The organism is Pseudonocardia kunmingensis, from assembly GCF_006716445.1.
GTDB lineage: Bacteria > Actinomycetota > Actinomycetes > Mycobacteriales > Pseudonocardiaceae > Pseudonocardia > Pseudonocardia kunmingensis.
Genome location: NZ_VFPA01000002.1, coordinates 1,392,859 through 1,412,317 on the forward strand (window position 1 = coordinate 1,392,859; position 19,459 = coordinate 1,412,317).

The window sequence follows — 19,459 nt, forward strand, 5'->3', positions numbered from 1 at the left end:
TGCCGAATCGCCCGGCCTCCGCCGCACCGCCCACGGCAGGCATGATCCGGACTTTCGGTTGTCCGTGGTCGTGACCGCAACCATGTGCACCCGATACTGCCGATCATGTCCGGGAAGATCGCGGGTATCGGTTGTCCATCGCTGCCGCCACGACCATGGACAACCGATAACGCGGATCATGCGCGTGACCACCACCGAACGGCCCCGCCCACCGCCGAAACACCCGTGGTCACGAAATTCGGCTGTAGTATTAGGCGCGCTTGGCGGCCCACTCCGCCTCGTGCCGGTCGAACATCGCCCGCGCGGCGGCCGTCCGCTTCTCGGTCAGCTCGGCCTGGTGCCGGGTGACCCACCGGTAGGACTCCTGGCGCGGCGTGTTGGAGCGCTCGAAGTGCGGGATCACGTACCGCGCGTACAGCTCGTAGGACCGCTTCGTGTTCTCCCACGTCGCCCAGTCGTGGGCGCTCAGCAGGACCGCGCCGAACCCGGGGAGCTTGCGCCGGAGCCGCTCGATCCGGGCGATCGCGTCGTCGGGTGTGCCGATCACGCCGGCGTCGTGCTCGACGTACCACTCCACCGGGTCGACGCCGTCGGGGATGAACAGCCGCGGCATGTTGTTGTTGAGGTAGTCGATCTGCGCCCCCAGCCCGTGGCGGGCCTGCGCCATCGCCTCGTCGCGGGTCTCGGCCAGGTGCATGCCGACGACGAGGCGCACGCGGCTCGGGTCCATCGCCCGGCCGTGCTCGGCGGCGACCTGCCCGGCGATGCGCCAGTTGACGTCGAGCGCGTCGAAGCCGGCGTTCTCCCCGGCCGCGACGCACAGCATCCCGAGGTCGTACCTCCCGGCGAGACGACCCCCGGACGGCGTGACGGCGCTGGCGACGCACACCTCCGGGTGCGGGTCGGTGTACGGCGGCAGGTGCAGCCGCGCTTCCACCAGCTCGTACCAGTCGGTCTTCTCGGTGACCACCTCGCCGCGGAAGAGGCGCAGGATGACGTCGAGGGACTCGGCCATCCGGTCGCGCTGCACCGACGGGTCGATCCCGAGCATCAGCGCGTCGGACGCCAGCAGACCGGGACCGACGCCGAACATGACGCGCCCGCGCGTCATGTGGTCCAGCTGCACGATGCGGTCCGCGACCATCAGGGGGTTGTGGTAGGGCAGCGAGACCACGCCCGTGCCGAGCCGGATCGACCGGGTCCGCTCGGCCGCCGCCGCGATGAACAGCTCGGGCGAGGCGATCGTCTCCATCCCCGCCGAGTGGTGCTCGCCGATCCACGCCTCGTGGAAGCCGAGCCCGTCGAGCAGCTCCAGAAGCTGCATGTCCTGCTGGAACAGCAGCGTCGGGTTCTCGTTCATCTGGTGGAAGGGCGCCATGAAGACGCCGTGGCGCAGGCGGACCGTCATGCACCTGTCTCCGTTCGGGTCAGGACCGGGAAGTGGCAGGCGACGTGGTGGTCGTCGCCGATCGGCCGCAGCGGCGGGTCGACCTGCGCGCACACGGCCTCCGCGCGCGGGCAGCGGGTGCGGTACCGGCATCCGCCGGGCGGGTCGAGGGGCGAGGGCAGCTCGGCCTGCGTGTCCCACTCACCCGCCCCGCGCAGCACCCCGGGCTCGGGCTCGGGGATGGACTCCACCAGCGCGTTCGTGTACGGGTGCGCGGCCTGCCGGTAGAGCGCCTCGGAGCCGCCGATCTCGCAGATCCGACCGAGGTACATCACGGCGATCCGGTCGCTGATGTTCTTGACGACGGCCAGGTCGTGAGCGATGAAGAGCATCGTCAGCCCGTAGCGGGCCTTCATGTCCTCGAGCAGGTTGAGGATCTGCGCCTGCACGGACACGTCCAGCGCGGAGACCGGCTCGTCGCAGATCAGCACCTCGGGCTCGAGCACGAGCGAGCGGGCGATGCAGATGCGCTGGCACTGGCCGCCGGAGAACTGGTGCGGGCGCCGCTCGCCGACCCGCTCGAGGTCGAGCCCGACGGCCTCGAACACGTCCGCGAGCAACTGCCGGCTGGCCGGCTCGGCCGCGGCGCGCCGCCCCCGCCAGATCGTCAACCCCTCGGCCACGATGTCGGCGATCGTCCGCCGCGGGTTGAGCGACGAGATCGGGTCCTGGAAGATCATCTGCAGTCTGGTCCGCGTGCGACGCAGCCGCTCCCCGTCCAGGCCGGTGAGGTCCTCGCCGGCGAACCGGACGTGCCCGGACGTCGGCCGGGGCAGCTGCATGATCGCCCGCCCCGTGGTGGACTTGCCGCACCCGGACTCGCCCACCAGCCCCAGCGTCTCGCCCCGGGCGATGTCGAAGCTGACGTCGGACACCGCGTGCACGCTGCGGCCCGCAGCGGCGGGGAAGCGCACCACCAGCTCCTCCACCCGCAGCACGATGTCGGTGCGGTCGCGCAGGTGCGGCGCCTGCGCGGTGCGCTGCTCGATGCCGGTCACGTGTCCACTCCCGTCCCGCCGCCCGCGACGGCCAGCCCGGTCGCCGTCCGTCCCGCCCGGAGGTTGCGCGCCAAGGCGTCGGCGCCCCGGTCGGTGCCGACGGGGAAGAAGCAGGCGAACTCGTGACCGGTCGCCCCGGCGGGGGTGAGCGGCGGGTCCTCGGTGGTGCACCGGGGCTGGGCGTGCCGGCACCGCGGGGCGAACCGGCATCCGGCGGGCGGGGCGACCAGGTCCGGGGGACGACCGCTGATCGCCTCGAGCCGGGTGTGCGGCGGGTTGCGCAGCCGGGGGATCGAGCGGATCAGGGCGGAGGTGTACGGGTGGCGGGTCTCGGTGAACAGCAGCGCGGTCGGCGCCCGCTCGACAGCGCGCCCGGCGTACATCACGATCGTCTCGTCCACGCGGCCCGCGACGACGCCGAAGTCGTGCGTGACGAGGATCGTGGCCATCCGCTGCTCCCGCCGGCGCTCGGCGAGCAGGTCGAGGATCTGGCGCTGCACCGTGACGTCGAGCGCGGTGGTCGGCTCGTCGGCGAGCAGCAGCTCCGGTTCACAGGCCAGCGCGATCGCGATCGTCACGCGTTGGCGCATGCCGCCCGAGAGCTGGTGCGGGTACTCCCGCAAGCGCCGCTCCGGGGCCGGGATGCCGACCGCCCGGAACAGCTGGAGGGCCCGCTCCGCGGCGTGGGTCCGGTTCATGCCCAGCCGCACCCGCAGCGGCTCGGTCAGCTGGTCGCCCACCCGCAGCACGGGGTTGAGCGAGGTCATCGGGTCCTGGAAGACGATCGCCATCTCCCGGCCCCACAGCTTGCGCATCTCGGCGCGCGGCAGCGGGCGGACGTCGCGGCCCTTGAAGCGGATGTGCCCGTCGGCGGCGACGACGGCCCGGCGCGGCAGGATGTTCATGATCGACCGTGCGAGCACCGACTTGCCCGACCCGGACTCGCCGACGATGCCCAGCGTCCGCCCCTCCGCCAGCGAGAACGAGATCCCGTCGACCGCCCGGACCGTGCCGCGGGGCGAGCGGAAGTGGGTGCGCACGTCCTCGCCGACGAGCAGCGGCGCGGCCGAGGTGGCGCTCGCGTCCGCGACGGGCTCCTCCAGGGTGCTCATCAGACGTTGGCCTCCCGGACGTCGAACCGGCCGCGCAGCCGGTCGCCGACCAGGTTGAGCGACAGCACGGTCAGGAACATGACGACCGCGGGGATCGCGGCCACGTGCGGGCTGGTCTCGAGGTGCCGCTTGCCTTCGGCGATCATGCTTCCCCAGGTCGGGGCGGGTGGCGGTACGGAGAGCCCGAGGAACGCCAGCGAGCCCTCCAGGATGACGATCACGCCGGTCGCGACCAGCGCGTAGGCGAGCAGCGGCAGGACGACGTTGGGCAGGACCTCGGACACGAGCAGCCGCAGCGGCTTCGCGCCCATCGCCCGGGCGGCGAGGACGAACTCCCGCTGCGCCACGGAGAGCGTGTTGGCCCGCGCCACCCGCGCGTAGACCGGGATGGACAGGAACCCGATCACGAGCGAGATCGCCACGAGGCTCTGCCCGACGAAGGCGACGAGCGCGAGCAGCAGCACCAGGCCGGGGAAGGCCAGGATGACGTCGACCGCCGCCATCACGAACGTCTCCGCGCGTCCCCGGAAGAACCCGACGACGATGCCGAGCGTGCCCCCGACGACCAGGCCCACCGACACCGCGGCGAGGCTCACCACGACCGACACCCGCGCGCCGTGGACGATCCGGGCCAGGATGTCGCGGCCGGTGCCGTCCGTTCCGAGCAGGTGCTCGCCCGACGGGGGCTGGAGCATCGCCTCCACCGAGAGCATCTCGGGATCGGCGACCGGGAGCCACTCGGCGAACGCCGCGAAGACCCCGATCAGCACCAGCCAGGCCACCGCGCACCAGAAGACGACGCCGTGGCGGCGTCGGGTGCGCGGTGGCCCCGGGGTCGTGGCGGCCTCCGGCACGCGGTCAGCGATCGCCATGCCGGATCCTCGGGTCGAGTGCGGAGTACAGCGCGTCGACGAGGAAATTGATCACGACGAACGCGGTGGCGACGACGAGGACGACGCCCTGCACCAGCAGCAGGTCGCGCTGCAGGATCGCGTCGTACATCAGCCGGCCGACCCCGGGCACCGCGAAGATCTGCTCGACGACCACGGAGCTGCTGATCAGCACCCCGAACTGGATGCCCGCGACGGTCAGCAGCGAGAACGACGAGGGCCGCAGGGCGTGCCGGAACAGGACCCGCGCCGTGCTGATCCCCTTCGACTCCGCCATCGTGACGTAGTCCTCCTGCAACGTGGCGATCATGTCGCTGCGCAGCAGCCGGGTGAACACCGCGATGTTCACGGCGGCCAGCGAGAACGCCGGCAGGAACGCCCGGTGCAGGCTCTCGACGGGATCGTCGCCGAACTCCTCCCAACCGGTCGCGGGGAACCAGCCCAGCGTCACCGAGAACAGGTAGATGGCGAGGATGGCCATCATGAAGTTCGGCATCGACAGCAGCGAGAACGTCGCGCCCGTGATGACGCGGTCGGCCGTGCCGCCCGAGCGGTAAGCCGCCAGCACGCCGAGCGGCACCGCGATGAGCAGTGCCAGCAGCACCGCCATCAGCCCGAGCTGCAGCGTCACCGGCGCCCGCTCCCCGATCGCCTCCGCCACCTCCTGCCCCGTCTGGTACGAGGTGCCCAGGTCGCCGGTCAGCACACCGCCGAGCCACCTCAGGTAGCGCAGCGGCAGCGGGTCGTCCAGCCCCAGGTCGGCGCGGACCGCGGCCACGGCCTCCGGCGTGGCCTGGTCTCCGAGGATCTGGCGGGCGGGGTCGCCCGGCAGCAGGCTGGTGAGCAGGAAGGTCAGGAACGAGACGGCCAGCACGGTGAGCAGCAGCCGCCGGAGCTTGCGTCCGAGTGTGCGCACCGCTACTCCACGATCGACACGTTGGCCCACGTCACGGCCGTCATCGGGAAGCCGTCGCCAGGGGTGCCGTCGGGGAAGGTCCAGTCGGGGATGCCCTGCAGCTCCGGGCGGGCCGCGACCGAGGTGGGCGTGTGGCCCGTCCACGTGTGCGGGACGAGCTCGGCGAGCCGGACCATGATGGCGTCGACGGCCTGTTCGCGGGCCGCCTGGTCGGTGGTCGAGCACAGCGTGGCGAGGTGCTGCTGGACCTCCGCGTCGTCGAGGTTCGTGTAGTTGGTCGGCGTGACCTCCGGGTCGCCGAAGCTGTTGCGCAGCGTGATGCAGGGGTCGTCCTCGTTGCCGAAGCGCGAGGTGTTGATCATGAAGTCGCCCGAGGCGTTGGTGTCGGTGATGACCGCGACCTCGACCTGGTGCATGTTGTGCACGAACCCGACCGCCTCCCACATCGCCTTGTAGCCCAGGCCCATCTCCACGACGCTCGGGTCCGGGATGATGTTGTGCTCCAGCACGACGGGCTCGCCGGGTGCCTTGCCGTCGGAGCGGTTCGGGTCGTTGCGGTACTCGTCCAGCAGCTGCCGGGCCCGCCCCGGGTCGTTCGTGGGCCACGTCTGCTCCGCGCGTTCGGAGTGCCAGGGGCTGTCGGGCTGGTAGTACTGGGTGGCGGTCGGGGAGAGGTCCGACCCGCCGAGCAGATCGAGGATCGCGGGCTGGTCGATGGCGTAGGCCAGGGCCTGCCGGACGCGCACGTCGTCCAGCGGGGGCTGCTGCGTGTTGAGCAGCTGCCCACCGGCCAGGTTGCCGATGAAGTCGTGCGTGGTGACGTCCTCGAGCGCGCGGACCTGGCGGACCGTGCTCTGGCGCAGGGTCTGCATGGCGTCGATGTCGCCGGACTGCAGCGACGCGACCCTCGCGTTCTCGTCCGTGATCACCTGGAAGGTGATGCGGTCGAGCTTCGGCAGGCCTTCGCGCCAGTAGTCCTCGTTGCGCTCCAGCTCGAGCTCGCTGCCCCGCAGCCAGCTCGCGAAGCGGAACGGGCCCGTGCCCACCGGCTGGGAGGCGAAGGCGTCGGCGCCCTGCTCGGCGGCGGCCGTGGGGGAGAACGGCCAGCCGGCCGGGCCCTCCAGCACGGCGGGGAAGGACGCGTCCGGTTCGGTGAGGGTGTAGCGGACCGTCAGGTCGTCGACGACCTCGAGCGACTCCACGAAGCGCAACGAGCCGAGGAGGTTCGACGTCGGGATCGAGAGGTACTGGTCGTAGATGGTCTTGAGCGCCTGCGCGTCCAGCGGCGTGCCGTCGTGGAACCGGACGCCCGGGCGCAGCGTCAGCGTCCACTGCGTCAGGTCCGCATTCGGCTCCAGCGACTCGGCCAGGTAGGGGCGCATCGCCCCGTTCGCGTCCGTGCGCATCAGCGGATCGAAGACGGCGTAGGCGACGTTGAGGCTGGGATAGTTGATCAGCAGGTTGCGGCCGGGGAGCCAGCCCGTCGTCTCGGACTCGAGTCCGACGACGATCTCGTTGTCGTCGGCGGAACCGCCGGAACCGCAGCCCGCGACGAGCATCGCGGTGCAGAGGAATCCCGCGACGACGCTGCGTGAGCGGGCACTGCGTGACCGGAAGGACATGCCACCCTCGCACTCCGTTGTGGCCGAGCGGACGTCACGACGCTACTTTACGAACGTTCAGTCAGTCAATCCGCCGCTGCCGGCGGTCGGCCCCAGCCGGAACTTCTGCATCAGCGCGGCGATCCGGTGTCACGGCAGGTCCCGGAACACCGGTGGCCGCTTCTCGAAGTTCGCCGCGACCGCCTCGACCTGGTTGGGGCTGCCGATGAGCGCCCCGATCTCGGCCTGCTCCGCGGCGAAGCCGCCGGCGAGGTCCACCCGCCCCGCCATGTCCAGCAGCCGCTTGGCGGCGCGGACCGCATGCGGGTTGCGGCCCGCGATCTCCCGGGCCAGCGCGAGCGCCGCACCGCGCGGGTCCGGATCGGTCCGCGTGCACAGCCCGAGCGCCGCGGCCTCCTCGCCGGTCACGACCCGCCCGGTGAGCGTCAGCTCCTTCGCCACGTCCCGGCCGACCAGCTCGGGCAGCAGCTGGGTGCCGGTCATGTCGGGGATCAGCCCCCACACCACCTCCATCACCGACAGCCGCGCGTCCGGCGCGACGATCCGGATGTCGGCCCCGAGGGCGATCTGCAGCCCGCCGCCGAGCGCGTTGCCCCGCACCGCGGCGATCACCGGCACCGGCAGCTCCGCCCACGCGTACGCCGCGCGCTGCCCCGCCGCCTTCGCCGGGCCGTCCGATGGCGGCAGCTGCGCCGTCGCCGACAGCCGCTCGCCCGAGGCCATCGCCCGGAACGCGCCGAAGTCCAGGCCCGCGCAGAAGTCCGGCCCCTCGCCGGACAGCACCACGACCCGCACCGACCGGTCGCCCTTCAGTCGTTCGCCTGCCGTCACCAGGCCGGCGAACATCGCAGGGTCGAGCGCGTTGCGCTTCTCCGGTCGTGACAGCCGGACGTCGGCCACCCCGTCCGTGACCGTCACGCAGACCCGCTGCTCGCTCATCTCGATCACTCCCCGTCGGCGTTGTCTGTTCGCTCCGCAGGCTCCGCTCAGCGTTGTCTGTTCGCTCCGCAGGCTCCGCTCAGCGTTGTCTGTTCGCTCCGCAGGCTCCGCTCAGCGTTGTCTGTTCGCTCCGCAGGCTCCGCTCAGCGTCCCGTGAACCGGGCGGGGCGCCTCTCCAGGAACGACGCCACCCCCTCGGCGTGGTCGGCGGAGGCGAAGCACTCCGCCATCGCGGCCCGCGTGGCGCCGACGTGGGCGCGCAGGTCCGCGCCCGCGCCCTCGAGCACGAGCTTCTTGGTGCGTACCAACGCGAACGGCGACGCCGTCGCGATGGTGCGGGCGAGCCGCTCCGCGGCGGCGGGCAGCTCGTCGGGCTCGACCACCTCGGTCGCGAACCCGAGGGCCAGCGCCTGCCCGGCGTCGAGGTCCTCGCCGGTGTAGAGCAGCCGCAGCGCCGGCCCGACGCCGATCTGGCGGGGCAGCAGCCAGGTTCCCGCGCCGGTGTCGGACACCAGCCCGCGGTGCACGAAGTTCCAGCGGAACCGGGCCCGGGTCGACACGACGCGCAGGTCGGCCTGCGTGGCGAACTCGGCACCCATGCCGACGGCCATCCCGTCGACGGCCGCCACGACCGGCTTCGGGCACCCCATCAGCAGCGGAACGCCGCCTCCGCCGTCGCCGTCGGCGCGACCGCGGTCACCCGGGTCGCGGCCGGCCAGGTCGGCGAGGTCGATCCCGGCGCAGAAGCTGCCCGGCACGCCCGTGACCAGCAGGACCCGCACCTGCTCGTCGGCGCCGGCCCGTGCGACGCAGGCGGTGAACTCCTCCAGCATCGCGTAGGTCATCGCGCCGCGCTTCTCCGGCCGGTCGATGGTGGCGGTGGCGACGCCCTCGGTCACCTCGTAGCGGATCTCGCGCATCGGCGGGCTCCTCCTGCTTCGCTGCCGGGGGACAGCGCCATGCTAGCTGAACGATCGTTAAGTGAGCTAGTGCCTCCGAGACTGCCTCCCCCCCTTCCCTCATCGCCGACGCGGTGCCATGCTGGCTGAACGATCGTTAAGGAGGTCAACGTGGACTTCGAACTCCCGGTGGAGCTGACCCAACGGCTCGCCGAGCTCGACGAGTTCATCGAGCGGGAGATCAGGCCCCTCCAGTCGCAGGACGACAACGAGCGGTTCTTCGACCACCGCCGCGAGTACTCCCGCACCGACTTCGAGAACGGCGGCGTGCCGCGGCGCGAGTGGGAGGAGCTGCTCGGCGAGATGTTCCGGCGCGCCGACGCCGCCGGCTGGCTGCGCTACGGGCTGCCGAAGGAGGTCGGCGGCTCGGACGGCAGCAACCTGGACATGGCGGTCATCCGCGAGCACCTCGCCCGCAAGGGTCTCGGCCTGCACAACGACCTGCAGAACGAGGCGTCGGTGGTCGGGAACTTCCCGTTCGTCCACATGATGCTCGCCTTCGGCACGAGCGAGCAGAAGGAGGAGTTCCTGGAGCCGATGCTGAGCCGCACCAAGCGGATCGGCTTCGGCCTCACCGAGCCCGACCACGGCAGCGACGCCACGTGGATGGAGACCACGGCCGTCCGCGACGGGGACGACTGGATCCTCAACGGGGCGAAGCGGTTCAACTCCGGCATGCACTCGGCCACGCACGACGTGGTGTTCGCCCGGACGTCCGGGAAGCCGGGGGACGCCCGCGGGATCACGGCGTTCTTCACCCCGACCGACAGCCCGGGCTTCTCGGTGGACTTCCACTGGTGGACCTTCAACATGCCCACCGACCACGCCGAGGTGACGATCCGGGACGTGCGGGTGCCGCACTCGGCGATCTTCGGCGAGGAGGGCGAGGGGTTGGCGGTGGCGCAGACGTTCGTGCACGAGAACCGCATCCGCCAGGCCGCCTCCGGGGTCGGCGCCGGGCAGTTCTGCGTCGACCGCAGCGTCGCCTACGCGCGTGAGCGGGTGACGTTCGGCCAACCGCTGGCCACCCGCCAGGCGATCCAGTGGCCGTTGGTGGAGCTGCAGACCGAGGCGGAGATGCTGCGCGGCCTGGTGCGCAAGACGGCGTGGGAGCTGGACCGGGTGCCGCACATGGAGATCAGCGACAAGGTCTCGATGTGCAACTACCGGGCCAACCGGTTCGTCTGCGAGGCGGCCGACCGCGCCATGCAGGTGCACGGCGGCCTGGGTTACACCCGGCACACGCCGTTCGAGCACATCTACCGCCACCACCGCCGCTACCGCATCACCGAGGGCTCCGAGGAGGTCCAGATGCGCAAGGTGGCGGGGTACCTGTTCGGGTTCGCCGGCCCCCGCAGGATCCGCGGATGACCGGCGACTTCCGGGAGATCGGCAGGCAGCTGTCGAACTGGGGCCGCTGGGACGCCGACGGGCGGCGCGACGAGCGGGGCACCACGAACCTGCTCACGCCCGAGCGGATCGTCGCCGCGGCCGGGCTCGTCCGGACGGGCAAGGTGTTCGACCTCGGCATCCCGTTCGGACCGGGCGGCCCGCAGCCGGGTGGCGGCCGGATCAACCCGGTGCTGCTGCTGTCGGAGACCGGCGCCGACCAGGACCGCCCCGGGGCGTTCCACTACGCCGACGACTACGTGTTCATGCCGTTGCAGAGCGCGTCGCAGTGGGACGGGCTCGCGCACGTCTACTACGACGGGGAGCTCTACAACGGCTTCCCCGCCTCGGACATCACCCCGCACGGGGCGAAGCACCTGTCCATCGAGCACCAGTCCAAGGGCATCGCCGGGCGCGGTGTGCTGGTCGACGTCGCGCGGTACCGAGGTGTCGACTGGCTCGAGGCGGGGGAGGTGATCACCCCGGACGAGCTGGATGCCACGCTGGCCGCACAGGGCACCGAGGTGCGCGCGGGTGACGTCGTGGCGGTGCGGACCGGGTGGCGGCGCAAGTTCCTCGCCGACGGGGATGCGGCGTCCTTCATGGCGGGGGAGCCGGGGCTGGGGCTGGCCTGCTGCGAGTGGTTGCACGGCCACGACGTGGCGGCGGTGTGCTCGGACAACTGGGCGATCGAGGTGCTGCCGGGGGAGATCGACGGCGAGACGCTGCCGGTGCACATGGTGCTCATCCGGGACATGGGGATGACGCTGGGCGAGATCCTCGACTTCGAGGAGCTGGCGCAGGACTGCGCCGCCGACGGGCGCTACGACTTCTTCCTGGCGGCGCCGCCGATCAAGTTCCGCCGCGCTCTCGGCTCGCCGATCAACCCCCTGGCCGTCAAGTGAGGACGTCCGTGCAGGTAGCCTGGCTGCCCCTGACCGACCGGACGCCTGATGGGAGGTGGCCGCGTGGCGAGTCCCGCCCGTCCGCACCCGGCCACGTCCGGCTCGTCGCGGTCGAGCCTGCCGGGGGAGTCGGGCATCCTGGACGCGGCGATCGCGGTCATGGCCGAGCACGGCTACCACGGCACCTCCGTGCGGGACATCGCGGTGCGCGCCGGGGTGAGCCCCGCGGCGCTCTACCACCACTTCACCTCGAAGCAGCAGGTCCTCGTCACGATCATGGAGCGGGGGATCGAGGCGCTGCTCCACCGCACGGCGACGGCCCTCGACGCGGCGGGCGAGCACCCCGCGGACCGGCTGCGGGCGCTGGTCGAGGTGCAGGTGCTGTTCCACCTCGAGGACCAGCGGGGCACGCTGCTGGGCACCAGCGAGCTGCGCGCGCTGGAGGAGCCGGTCCGCAGCGCGCACCGGGCCAAGCGGCTGCAGCAGCAGCGCTACTTCGACGCGACCGTCGCGGACGGGGTGGCGCGGGAGGTGTTCACCACCTCCCTGCCGGACGAGGCCGCGCGGGCGATCGTGGTGATGTGCACCGGTGTCGCGGGCTGGTTCTCCGCAGGCGGCCGGCTGAGCCGCGCCCAGGTGGTGCGCCGCTACCAGCGGCTGGCCCTCGACATGGTCGGGTCGCGCACCGGCTGATCCCGGCCCGCGGGGGTGTGCGGTGACGACCGCCGTGCTCGACGGGCGCGCGGTCGACGCGGCCGATCCGGACGTGCTGGCCCGCCTGCTGGAGCGCCGGCTCGCGGCGGTGCTGGGTACTGGGGTGACGGTGCCGCCTCCGACCCGGCTCACCGGCGGGGCCAGCCGGGAGACGTGGTCGTTCGCCGCGCACGTGGCCGGCGGACCGCCCCGGCGGCTCGTGCTGCGCCGCGACCCGCCCGGCGCCGGGCGCCCGGAGGGGATGGCCCGGGAGGCGGACGCCATCGCCGCCGCGCAGGCCGGGGGCGTCCCGGTGCCGCGGCTGGTCGACAGCGGCACCGACCCTGCGGTGCTGGGCTCGCCGTACCTGCTCACCGAGCACGTCGACGGCGAGACGATCGCGCGCCGGCTGCTGCGGGAGCCCCGGTACGCCGCGGCGAGGGAAGGCCTGGCCGCCGAGCTGGGGCGCACGCTCGCCCGCATCCACGCGATCCCGGTCGAGGACGTGCCGGGCCTGGAGCCGGTCGAGCCGCTGGAGAGCCTGCGCGCCACCTACGACGCGCTCGGCGAGCCGCTGCCGACCATCGAGATCGCGATGAAGTGGCTGGAACGTCACCGCCCCGCCGACGTGGCCGAGACCGTGGTGCACGGCGACTTCCGCACCGGCAACCTGATCGTCGACCCCGACGGGCTGCGGGCGGTGCTCGACTGGGAGGTGGTGCACCGCGGCGACCCGCGCGAGGACCTCGGCTGGCTGTGCGTGAAGTGCTGGCGCTTCGGCTCGCCGCTGCCCGCGGGCGGGTTCGGCACCGTCGAGCAGCTCCTCGACGGCTACGCGGAGGTGGCCGGGCACCGCCCCGACCCGGAGGCCGTGCGCTGGTGGCAGGTGTACGGCACCGCGCGCTGGGCCGTCGGCTGCCGGGGCATGGCCGAGCGGCACCTGTCGGGGCAGACGCCGTCGGTCGAGCTCGCCGCGATCGGCCGGCGGGTGTGCGAGCAGGAGCACGACGTGCTGCTCGCGCTGGGACTGCCCGCGGAACCGCTGGAGGCGGGGGACCCGGCGCCCGGCTCCGACCTGCACGGCCACCCCACGGCGGCGGAGCTCGTGGCCGCCGTCTCGATGTTCCTGCGCGAGGACGTCATGCCCGCCACCGAGGGCAGGCTGAACTTCCTCGCGCGGGTGGCCGCGGGTGCGCTCGACGGCGTCGGGCGCGAGCTGCTGCTCGGGCCGGAGCAGGAGCGGCGGCACCGCGAGCGCCTCGCCGCGTTCGCGCAGGACGACCAGGCGGGGCTCGCCGCGGCGATCCGCGCCGGCGTGCTCGAGGCGGACGACCCGGCGCTGCTCGCCGCCGTCCGGGCCGCGGTGACCGACCGGCTCGCCGTGGCCAACCCGCGCTACCTGGCCCACCCCGGCTGACGGGGGGCCGTTCCCACCGCTGCTCGACCACGGAGGATCGATGAGGATCAGTGACGTGGTGGCGTTCGCCGCGATGCGGGCGCCCGAGGTGACCGCGCTGGAGTTCGAGGACAGGGCGTGGAGCTACCGGGAGCTCCACGCCGACGTGTGCCGGCTCGCCCACGGGCTGGGCGGCATCGCCCGGCCCGGCGACCGGGTGGCCGTGCTCACCGAGAACAACCCGGAGTACGTGCTGGCCTACTACGGCGTGCCGCTCGCCGGGATGGCGCTGGTGTTCGTCAACTACCGGTTGGCGCCGCGCGAGGTCGTCGACCTGCTGTCCGACGCGACGCCCAGCGTGCTCGTCACCGAGGGGAAGTTCCTCGACACCGCCCGGGCGGCCGCCGCGGCGGTCGACTCGATCCGCACGATCGTCACCGTCGACGGGCCGGCCGAGGATGCAGTCGAGTTCGCAGCGCTGTTGGACGGGCGGCCGGCCACCGAGCCCGCCGCGCCGGACGAGGACGCGCCCGCGTGGCTGCTCTACACCTCCGGCACGACCGGGCGGGCGAAGGGCGCCGTGCTGACCCACCGCAACGTCGTCGCCGCCGTGGTCAACGCCGGCGTGAGCTGGTCGCGGGGCGACGAGGACCACGTGATCTCGCTGTGTCCGTGGCCGCTGTGCCACATCGCGGGGTACGGCGTGGTGGTCTCGCACCTGGCCGCCGACACCGTGGTCCTGCTGCGGCGCTACGACCCCGATGGCTTCCTCGCCGCCGTGGCGCGGCACCGGGTGACCAGCACGACGGTGGCGCCGACGATGCTCGCGATGCTGCTGCGCCACCCCGCGTTCGACTCCTACGACACCTCGTCGATCACGCGGATCGGCTACGGCTCGGCGCCGATGCCGGTGGCGACCCTGCGCGAGGGGATGCGCCGCTTCCCGAACGCGTCGTTCCAGACCGGGTTCGGGATGACCGAGCTCGCCGGCAACGTGCTCGTGCACAGCGCCGAGGACCACGTCGTCGCGGCGGCCGGGCGCACCGAGCTGCTGGCGTCGGTGGGCAGGCCGATGGCCGTGTCGGCGGTGCGGGTGGTCGACGAGACCGGGACCGACTGCGCCCCGGACGAGGTGGGCGAGCTCGTGGTCCGCGGCGACCAGGTGTGCTCCGGGTACTGGAACCGCCCGGACGCGAGTGCCGAGGCGTTCCGCGACGGCTGGTTCCACAGCGGTGACCTCGCCCGCCGGGACGCCGAGGGCTACTTCTACATCGTCGACCGCAAGAAGGACATGATCCTCACCGGCGGGGAGAACGTGTACTCCCGCGAGGTCGAGGAGGTGCTGCACCACCACCCGGCGGTGGCCGCGGCCGCGGTGGTCGGGGCGCCGGACGAGGTGTGGGGCGAGCGGGTGGTCGCGGTGATCGAGCCGCTGGCCGGTCAGCGGCCGACCGAGGCCGAGATCCGCGAGTTCTGCGCGGGGCAGCTGGCGGGCTACAAGTGCCCGCGCCGGGTGCTGGTCGTCGACGAGCTGCCGCGCAACACCGTCGGGAAGATCCTCAAGCGCGAGCTGCGGGCGCGGGTGCGCGACGCCGTTGACACGGCCGGGAGCCCCTCGTAGCGTGACTTAACGGTCGTTCAGTCAGGAGAGCGCGACGAAGGGCTCGAACATGGTCAGTGCCGACCCCACCGCCGGAACCCGGATGCGTCCTGTCACCACGGGGCTGCAGTTCCCCGAAGGACCGATCGCGCTGCGCGACGGCAGCGTCCTGCTCGTCGAGATCAAGCGCGGCACGCTCTCGCGCGTTGCGCCCGACGGGCGGGTGAGCGTCGTGGCCGAGCTGGGCGGCGGTCCCAACGGCGCCGCGATCGGCCCCGACGGCGCCGCCTACGTCTGCAACAACGGCGGCTTCGAGTGGCACGAGCGGAACGGGATCACCGCGCCGGGCCGCCAGCCCGCCGACTACATCGGCGGTCGCATCCAGCGCGTCGTCCTCGACGGGCCGGGCGCCGGCACCGTCACCGACCTCTACACCTCCTGCGACGGGCGACCGCTGCGCGGACCCAACGACATCGTGTTCGACGCGGACGGCGGGTTCTGGTTCACCGATCTGGGCAAGGCCAGGGCGCGCGAGAGCGACACCGGCGCCCTCTACTACGCACGGCCCGACGGCTCGTCGATCACCGAGGTCGTGCACCCGCTCGTGCAGCCCAACGGGGTCGGCCTGTCCCCGGACGGATCGCGGGTCTACGTCGCCGAGACCGGGCCCGGGCGGGTCTGGTGCTGGGACGTCCCCGGCCCGGGCCGCGTGCAACCGGCCGAGGGCGGCGTCGGGGCGGGCGGGGCGCGGCTGCTGCACGGGTTCGCCGGGTACCAGATGCTCGACTCGCTCGCCGTCGACGGTGACGGCAACGTCTGCGTCGCCACCCTGGTCACCGGGGCGGTGAGCGTGCTCGCGCCGGACGGCACGCTGCTGCGGCAGGTGCCGGTCCCGGAACCCGACCCGTTCGTCACCAACATCTGCTTCGCCGGGGCCGACTCCAACACCGCCTACGTCACCTCGTCCGGGCGGGGGGTCCTCTACGCCCTGGAGTGGGCCGGCGCGGGCCTCGACCTGGCGTTCACGGCGTGAGCGCGCCCGGGAGCAGCACGGCCGTGAGCCCACGGGCGGCGCTCACCGCCCGGTTCACCGCGCCGGGCGCCGAGTTCGAGATCGTCGACCACGTGGTGCGGGGCATCCCGATGCGCGTCTACTCCGGCGGCCCGCAGACCCTGCGCGAGGTGCTGCGGGAGAGCGCGGCGTTCGGGGACCGCACCTACCAGGTGTACGGCACGCAGCGCTGGACCTTCGCCGAGCACCTGCGGCAGACGGCCGGGCTCGCGCACCGCCTGACGGGGGAGTTCGGGCTGCGCAAGGGCGACCGCCTCGCGGTCACGATGCGCAACTACCCGGAGTGGTCGACGGTGTTCTTCGCCGCCCAGGCCGTCGGTGTCGTCGTGGTGCCGCTCAACGCGTGGTGGTCGGCCGCCGAGCTGCGCTACGCGCTGGCCGACTCCGGGGCGCGGCTCGTGGTCGCCGACGCGGAGCGCGCGGCGCTGATCGCCCCGCAGCTGCCCGAGCTCGGCGGGATCCCGCTGATCGAGGTGCGGGGCGGGGAGCGGCCGGTGCCCGGTGCGCGGCGCTGGGCCGACCTCCTCGCCGCGCTCGACCCCCACGCGACGCTGCCCGACGCGGACGTGGAGCCCGACGACGACGCCACCATCCTCTACACCTCGGGCACGACCGGCCGGCCCAAGGGCGCGATCGGTACCCACCGCAACCACTGCACGAACGTCCGCAACACCCGGCTCGGCGCCTACGTCGGCGCCACGATCGCGAACGGCGGCGTGCCGCCCGTCCCCGACCCGGACGCCCCGCAGCAGGGCGGGCTGTGCACGTTCCCGTTGTTCCACATCGCCGGGATCACCAGCCTCTGCTACTCCCTGCACGCGGGAGCGAAGCTCGCCACGCAGTACAGGTGGGACCGGGCCGAGGCCATCGAACTGGTCCGCCGCGAGTCGCTCACCGGCGTCTCCGGGGTCCCGACGGTGATGCGCCAGCTCGTCGAGGACGCGAGCGCCGACCCGCAGCGGGTCGCGACGCTCGCCGGGATCAGCATGGGCGGCACGCCGGTGCCCCCGGACCTGATCGGACGCATCGACGCGGGCCTGGCCTCGCTCGTCGCGCCCGCCAACGGCTACGGCCTCACCGAGACCACCTCGGCCGTCGTGTCCAACAGCGGCGCCGACTACGTGAGCCACCCCGACAGCGTCGGGCGCTGCGTGCCGGGCGCGGACGTGCGCGTCGTCGACCCGGCGACCGGGGAGGACGCCCCCGGCGGCGAGGTCGGCGAGCTGTGGTTCCGGGGCCCGAACATCGTCCGCGGCTACTGGAACAACCCGGAGGCCACCGCGGCGTCGTTCACCGACGGCTGGTTCCACACCGGCGACCTGGGGCGCGTGCGCGACGGCTGGGTCTACGTCGTCGACCGGATGAAGGACGTCGTGATCCGCGGCGGGGAGAACATCTACTGCGCCGAGGTCGAGGCCGCGCTGTTCGAGCACCCGGCCGTCGGGGACGTCGCGATCGTCGGCGTCCCGCACGAGTCGTTGGGGGAGGAGGCGGTCGCGGTCGTCCACCTGCGGTCCGGCACGCCCGGCCCGGACGTGGCCGACGCGCTGCGCCGGCACGTCGGCGAGCGCCTGGCGTCGTTCAAGGTGCCCGCGTACGTGGTGTTCCGCGACGAGCCGCTGCCGCGGACCCCGAGCGGGAAGGTGCTCAAACGCGATCTCCGCGGCCCGGTCGCCGCGCAGCTGAGGGGGGCAGAGGTGTGAGCGACGTCCGTTACGAGGTCGACGGCCACGTCGGCGTGGTGACGCTGGACCGGCCGGACGTGCACAACGCCCTGCGGCGGCGCACCTACGACGAGCTCACCGAGCTCGTGCGCACCACCACCGCGCGGGTGCTCGTGATCACCGGGGCGGGTCGCTCGTTCTGCTCCGGCGACGACGTGCGCGAGCTGATGAACGGTGGCGAGGGCGCCCCGCCGCGGCCGGCGCCCCGGCTCACCCCGGCCGCGGGCGCGCTGCTGCAGACCGACGTGCCGGTCATCGCGGCCGTCAACGGGCCCGCCGTCGGCTGGGGCATGGAGCTCGCGCTGATGGCCGACCTGCGCATCGCGGCGCGGCGCGCGAGGTTCGGCGAGCTGTTCGTCAAGCGCGGGCTGTGCAGCGACGTGGCGGGCATCGCGCGGCTGGCCCAGCTGGTGGGCCGGGAGCGGGCGGCGGAGCTGCTGTTCACCGGCGAGGTGATCGATTCCGAGCGGGCCGAGCGGATCGGGCTGGTCGGCCGCGTCGTCGACGACGATGAGCTGCTGCCCGCCGCGCTGGAACGGGCCCGTGCGATCGCGGCCAACCCGCCGCTCGCCGTCGCCGCGCTCAAGCGCGGGTTGCGCCGGGCTCTGGACCCGGACTGGAGCGACCTGGGTGTGTGGGTGAGCAGCACGCTCGGCGAGCTGTTCGCCACCGAGGACCACCGCGAGGGTGTGCGGTCGTTCCTGGAGAAGCGGGAGCCGCAGTATGTCGGTCGGTGAGGACACCCACCTCGCGGGCGTCGACCGGGCCCGGGTGGTGCCCTGGCTGGCCGCGCACGTCGACGGTCTCGTCGCGCCGGTGGAGTTCGCGCTGGTGTCCGGCGGCCGGTCCAACCTCACCTACCGGATCACCGACGCCGCCGGCCGCGGCTACGCGCTACGCCGCCCCCCGATGGGCGGCGTACTGGCGACCGCGCACGACATGAGCCGGGAATGGCGGTTCATCTCGGCGCTCGCGCCCACCGCCGTCCCGGTGGCGCCGCCGCTGGCCTACTGCGCCGACCCCGGGGTCACCGGCGCGGAGTTCTACGTCATGGGCTTCGTCGAGGGGCGGGTGCTCGCCGACCACGATGCCGGCGTGGCCCTGGGTGCTCCGGCGTGCGCCCGCGCCGGGGAGCACCTGGTCGAGGTGCTCGTCGCGCTGCACGCGCTCGACCCGGCCGAGGTCGGCCTGGGCGACCTGGTGCGCCGCACCGGCTACGTCGAGCGGCAGCTGCGGCGCTGGCACGCCCAGCTGCACGCCTCGGCGGCGCAGCTGCCCGCGATGGCGACCGAGGTGGCGCTGCTCGACGAGGTGCACGACCTGCTCGTCGCGCACGTGCCGCGGCAGAGCACGGGCGTCGTCCACGGCGACTACCGCCCGGGCAACATGGCCTTCGGTGCGGACGGCACGGTCCGGGCGGTGTTCGACTGGGAGCTCGCCACCACGGGTGACCCGCTGGCCGACCTGGGGTGGCTGGCGTCGAGCTGGCAGGACCCGGGGGAGGAGACCGCGGCGACCACGCCGGGGCCGAGCACCGCTCCCGGCTCGCCCCGCCGTGCCGAGCTGGTGCAGCGCTACGCGCGGCTGTCCGGCCGCGACGTGTCGAACCTGCCGTACTGGGTGGCGTTCTCGCGCTGGCGCTCGGCGTGCATCGGGGCCGGGGTGCAGGCCCGCTACCTGGCGGGGCACATGGCCGACGACGGCTACCTGGCCGAGGCACGGGCGCGGGCCGAGCAGGGCGCGCGGCTCGGTGAGGCCGCCCGCGACGCCCTACGTCAACTGGGGATCTGAGGAAGG

Annotated in this window: 17 protein-coding genes; 9 read left to right on the forward strand and 8 right to left on the reverse strand. The window is 73.2% G+C overall.

Translation table 11 applies throughout. The annotated features are described in order from the left end of the window. Nucleotides 1–250: 250 nt before the first annotated feature. From FB558_RS22290 to FB558_RS22325, 8 genes are all read right to left on the reverse strand, one after another. Nucleotides 251–1,408 (reverse strand): LLM class flavin-dependent oxidoreductase, encoded by a 1,158-nt coding sequence (locus FB558_RS22290; protein WP_142056355.1) that lies wholly within the window; start codon nt 1,406–1,408, stop codon nt 251–253. Continuing rightward, a complete protein-coding gene (locus FB558_RS22295) occupies nt 1,405–2,445 on the reverse strand; it encodes an ABC transporter ATP-binding protein (RefSeq protein ID WP_211366783.1) in 1,041 nt (346 codons plus the stop codon). The genes FB558_RS22290 and FB558_RS22295 overlap by 4 nt, the downstream gene beginning before the upstream one ends. Beyond that, nucleotides 2,442–3,557 carry an ABC transporter ATP-binding protein gene (locus FB558_RS22300; RefSeq protein WP_142056356.1) on the reverse strand — a complete coding sequence of 372 codons (1,116 nt, stop codon included), beginning with the start codon at nt 3,555–3,557 and terminating at the stop codon, nt 2,442–2,444. The genes FB558_RS22295 and FB558_RS22300 overlap by 4 nt, the downstream gene beginning before the upstream one ends. Then, the gene (locus tag FB558_RS22305; protein WP_142056357.1) at nt 3,557–4,429 is read right to left on the reverse strand and encodes an ABC transporter permease; all 873 of its coding nucleotides are present in this window, start codon (nt 4,427–4,429) and stop codon (nt 3,557–3,559) included. The genes FB558_RS22300 and FB558_RS22305 overlap by 1 nt, the downstream gene beginning before the upstream one ends. Continuing rightward, nucleotides 4,416–5,363 (reverse strand): ABC transporter permease, encoded by a 948-nt coding sequence (locus FB558_RS22310; RefSeq protein ID WP_142056358.1) that lies wholly within the window; start codon nt 5,361–5,363, stop codon nt 4,416–4,418. The genes FB558_RS22305 and FB558_RS22310 overlap by 14 nt, the downstream gene beginning before the upstream one ends. A gap of 2 nt (nt 5,364–5,365) precedes the next feature. Further along, entirely contained in the window at nt 5,366–6,985 is a 1,620-nt protein-coding gene (locus FB558_RS22315; protein WP_142056359.1) for an ABC transporter substrate-binding protein, read from the reverse strand. Between the two features lie 129 nt (nt 6,986–7,114). Beyond that, nucleotides 7,115–7,924 carry a crotonase/enoyl-CoA hydratase family protein gene (locus FB558_RS22320; RefSeq protein WP_142056360.1) on the reverse strand — a complete coding sequence of 270 codons (810 nt, stop codon included), beginning with the start codon at nt 7,922–7,924 and terminating at the stop codon, nt 7,115–7,117. Between the two features lie 143 nt (nt 7,925–8,067). Beyond that, the gene (locus FB558_RS22325; RefSeq protein ID WP_142056361.1) at nt 8,068–8,844 is read right to left on the reverse strand and encodes an enoyl-CoA hydratase/isomerase family protein; all 777 of its coding nucleotides are present in this window, start codon (nt 8,842–8,844) and stop codon (nt 8,068–8,070) included. A 150-nt stretch (nt 8,845–8,994) separates the two neighbouring features. On the opposite strand from FB558_RS22325, the gene FB558_RS22330 reads away from it, so the two are divergent. The 9 genes from FB558_RS22330 (at nt 8,995) to FB558_RS22370 (ending at nt 19,453) form a co-directional block, all read left to right on the forward strand. Beyond that, on the forward strand, nt 8,995–10,254 hold the full coding sequence (locus tag FB558_RS22330; protein ID WP_142056362.1) for an acyl-CoA dehydrogenase family protein: 1,260 nt from the start codon (nt 8,995–8,997) through the stop codon (nt 10,252–10,254). Further along, a complete protein-coding gene (locus FB558_RS22335; RefSeq protein WP_142056363.1) occupies nt 10,251–11,177 on the forward strand; it encodes a cyclase family protein in 927 nt (308 codons plus the stop codon). Before FB558_RS22330 ends, FB558_RS22335 begins: the two co-directional genes overlap by 4 nt. Nucleotides 11,178–11,240: 63 nt before the next feature. Continuing rightward, a complete protein-coding gene (locus FB558_RS22340; RefSeq protein WP_211366731.1) occupies nt 11,241–11,870 on the forward strand; it encodes a TetR/AcrR family transcriptional regulator in 630 nt (209 codons plus the stop codon). A 22-nt stretch (nt 11,871–11,892) separates the two neighbouring features. Further along, on the forward strand, nt 11,893–13,287 hold the full coding sequence (locus FB558_RS22345) for a phosphotransferase family protein (RefSeq protein WP_246106661.1): 1,395 nt from the start codon (nt 11,893–11,895) through the stop codon (nt 13,285–13,287). A gap of 40 nt (nt 13,288–13,327) precedes the next feature. Further along, entirely contained in the window at nt 13,328–14,887 is a 1,560-nt protein-coding gene (locus tag FB558_RS22350) for a class I adenylate-forming enzyme family protein (RefSeq protein WP_142056365.1), read from the forward strand. 82 nt (nt 14,888–14,969) lie between these two features. Beyond that, nucleotides 14,970–15,899, forward strand: a complete 930-nt coding sequence (locus FB558_RS22355) for an SMP-30/gluconolactonase/LRE family protein (protein WP_142056366.1) — start codon at nt 14,970–14,972, stop codon at nt 15,897–15,899. After that, the gene (locus FB558_RS22360; protein WP_142056367.1) at nt 15,896–17,641 is read left to right on the forward strand and encodes a class I adenylate-forming enzyme family protein; all 1,746 of its coding nucleotides are present in this window, start codon (nt 15,896–15,898) and stop codon (nt 17,639–17,641) included. The genes FB558_RS22355 and FB558_RS22360 overlap by 4 nt, the downstream gene beginning before the upstream one ends. Next, on the forward strand, nt 17,638–18,399 hold the full coding sequence (locus FB558_RS22365; RefSeq protein ID WP_142056368.1) for an enoyl-CoA hydratase/isomerase family protein: 762 nt from the start codon (nt 17,638–17,640) through the stop codon (nt 18,397–18,399). Before FB558_RS22360 ends, FB558_RS22365 begins: the two co-directional genes overlap by 4 nt. After that, nucleotides 18,386–19,453, forward strand: a complete 1,068-nt coding sequence (locus FB558_RS22370) for a phosphotransferase family protein (protein WP_142056369.1) — start codon at nt 18,386–18,388, stop codon at nt 19,451–19,453. The genes FB558_RS22365 and FB558_RS22370 overlap by 14 nt, the downstream gene beginning before the upstream one ends. Nucleotides 19,454–19,459: the final 6 nt, after the last annotated feature.

Bases quoted from the DNA above. Each gene is read 5' to 3' on its own strand.
- FB558_RS22290 (WP_142056355.1), bottom strand. From the start codon at position 1,408: ATGACGGTCCGCCTGCGCCACGGCGTCTTCATGGCGCCCTTCCACCAG.
- FB558_RS22300 (WP_142056356.1), bottom strand. From the start codon at position 3,557: ATGAGCACCCTGGAGGAGCCCGTCGCGGACGCGAGCGCCACCTCGGCC.
- FB558_RS22305 (WP_142056357.1), bottom strand. From the start codon at position 4,429: ATGGCGATCGCTGACCGCGTGCCGGAGGCCGCCACGACCCCGGGGCCA.
- FB558_RS22315 (WP_142056359.1), bottom strand. From the start codon at position 6,985: ATGTCCTTCCGGTCACGCAGTGCCCGCTCACGCAGCGTCGTCGCGGGA.
- FB558_RS22320 (WP_142056360.1), bottom strand. From the start codon at position 7,924: ATGAGCGAGCAGCGGGTCTGCGTGACGGTCACGGACGGGGTGGCCGAC.
- FB558_RS22325 (WP_142056361.1), bottom strand. From the start codon at position 8,844: ATGCGCGAGATCCGCTACGAGGTGACCGAGGGCGTCGCCACCGCCACC.
- FB558_RS22335 (WP_142056363.1), top strand. From the start codon at position 10,251: ATGACCGGCGACTTCCGGGAGATCGGCAGGCAGCTGTCGAACTGGGGC.
- FB558_RS22350 (WP_142056365.1), top strand. From the start codon at position 13,328: ATGAGGATCAGTGACGTGGTGGCGTTCGCCGCGATGCGGGCGCCCGAG.
- FB558_RS22355 (WP_142056366.1), top strand. From the start codon at position 14,970: ATGCGTCCTGTCACCACGGGGCTGCAGTTCCCCGAAGGACCGATCGCG.
- FB558_RS22370 (WP_142056369.1), top strand. From the start codon at position 18,386: ATGTCGGTCGGTGAGGACACCCACCTCGCGGGCGTCGACCGGGCCCGG.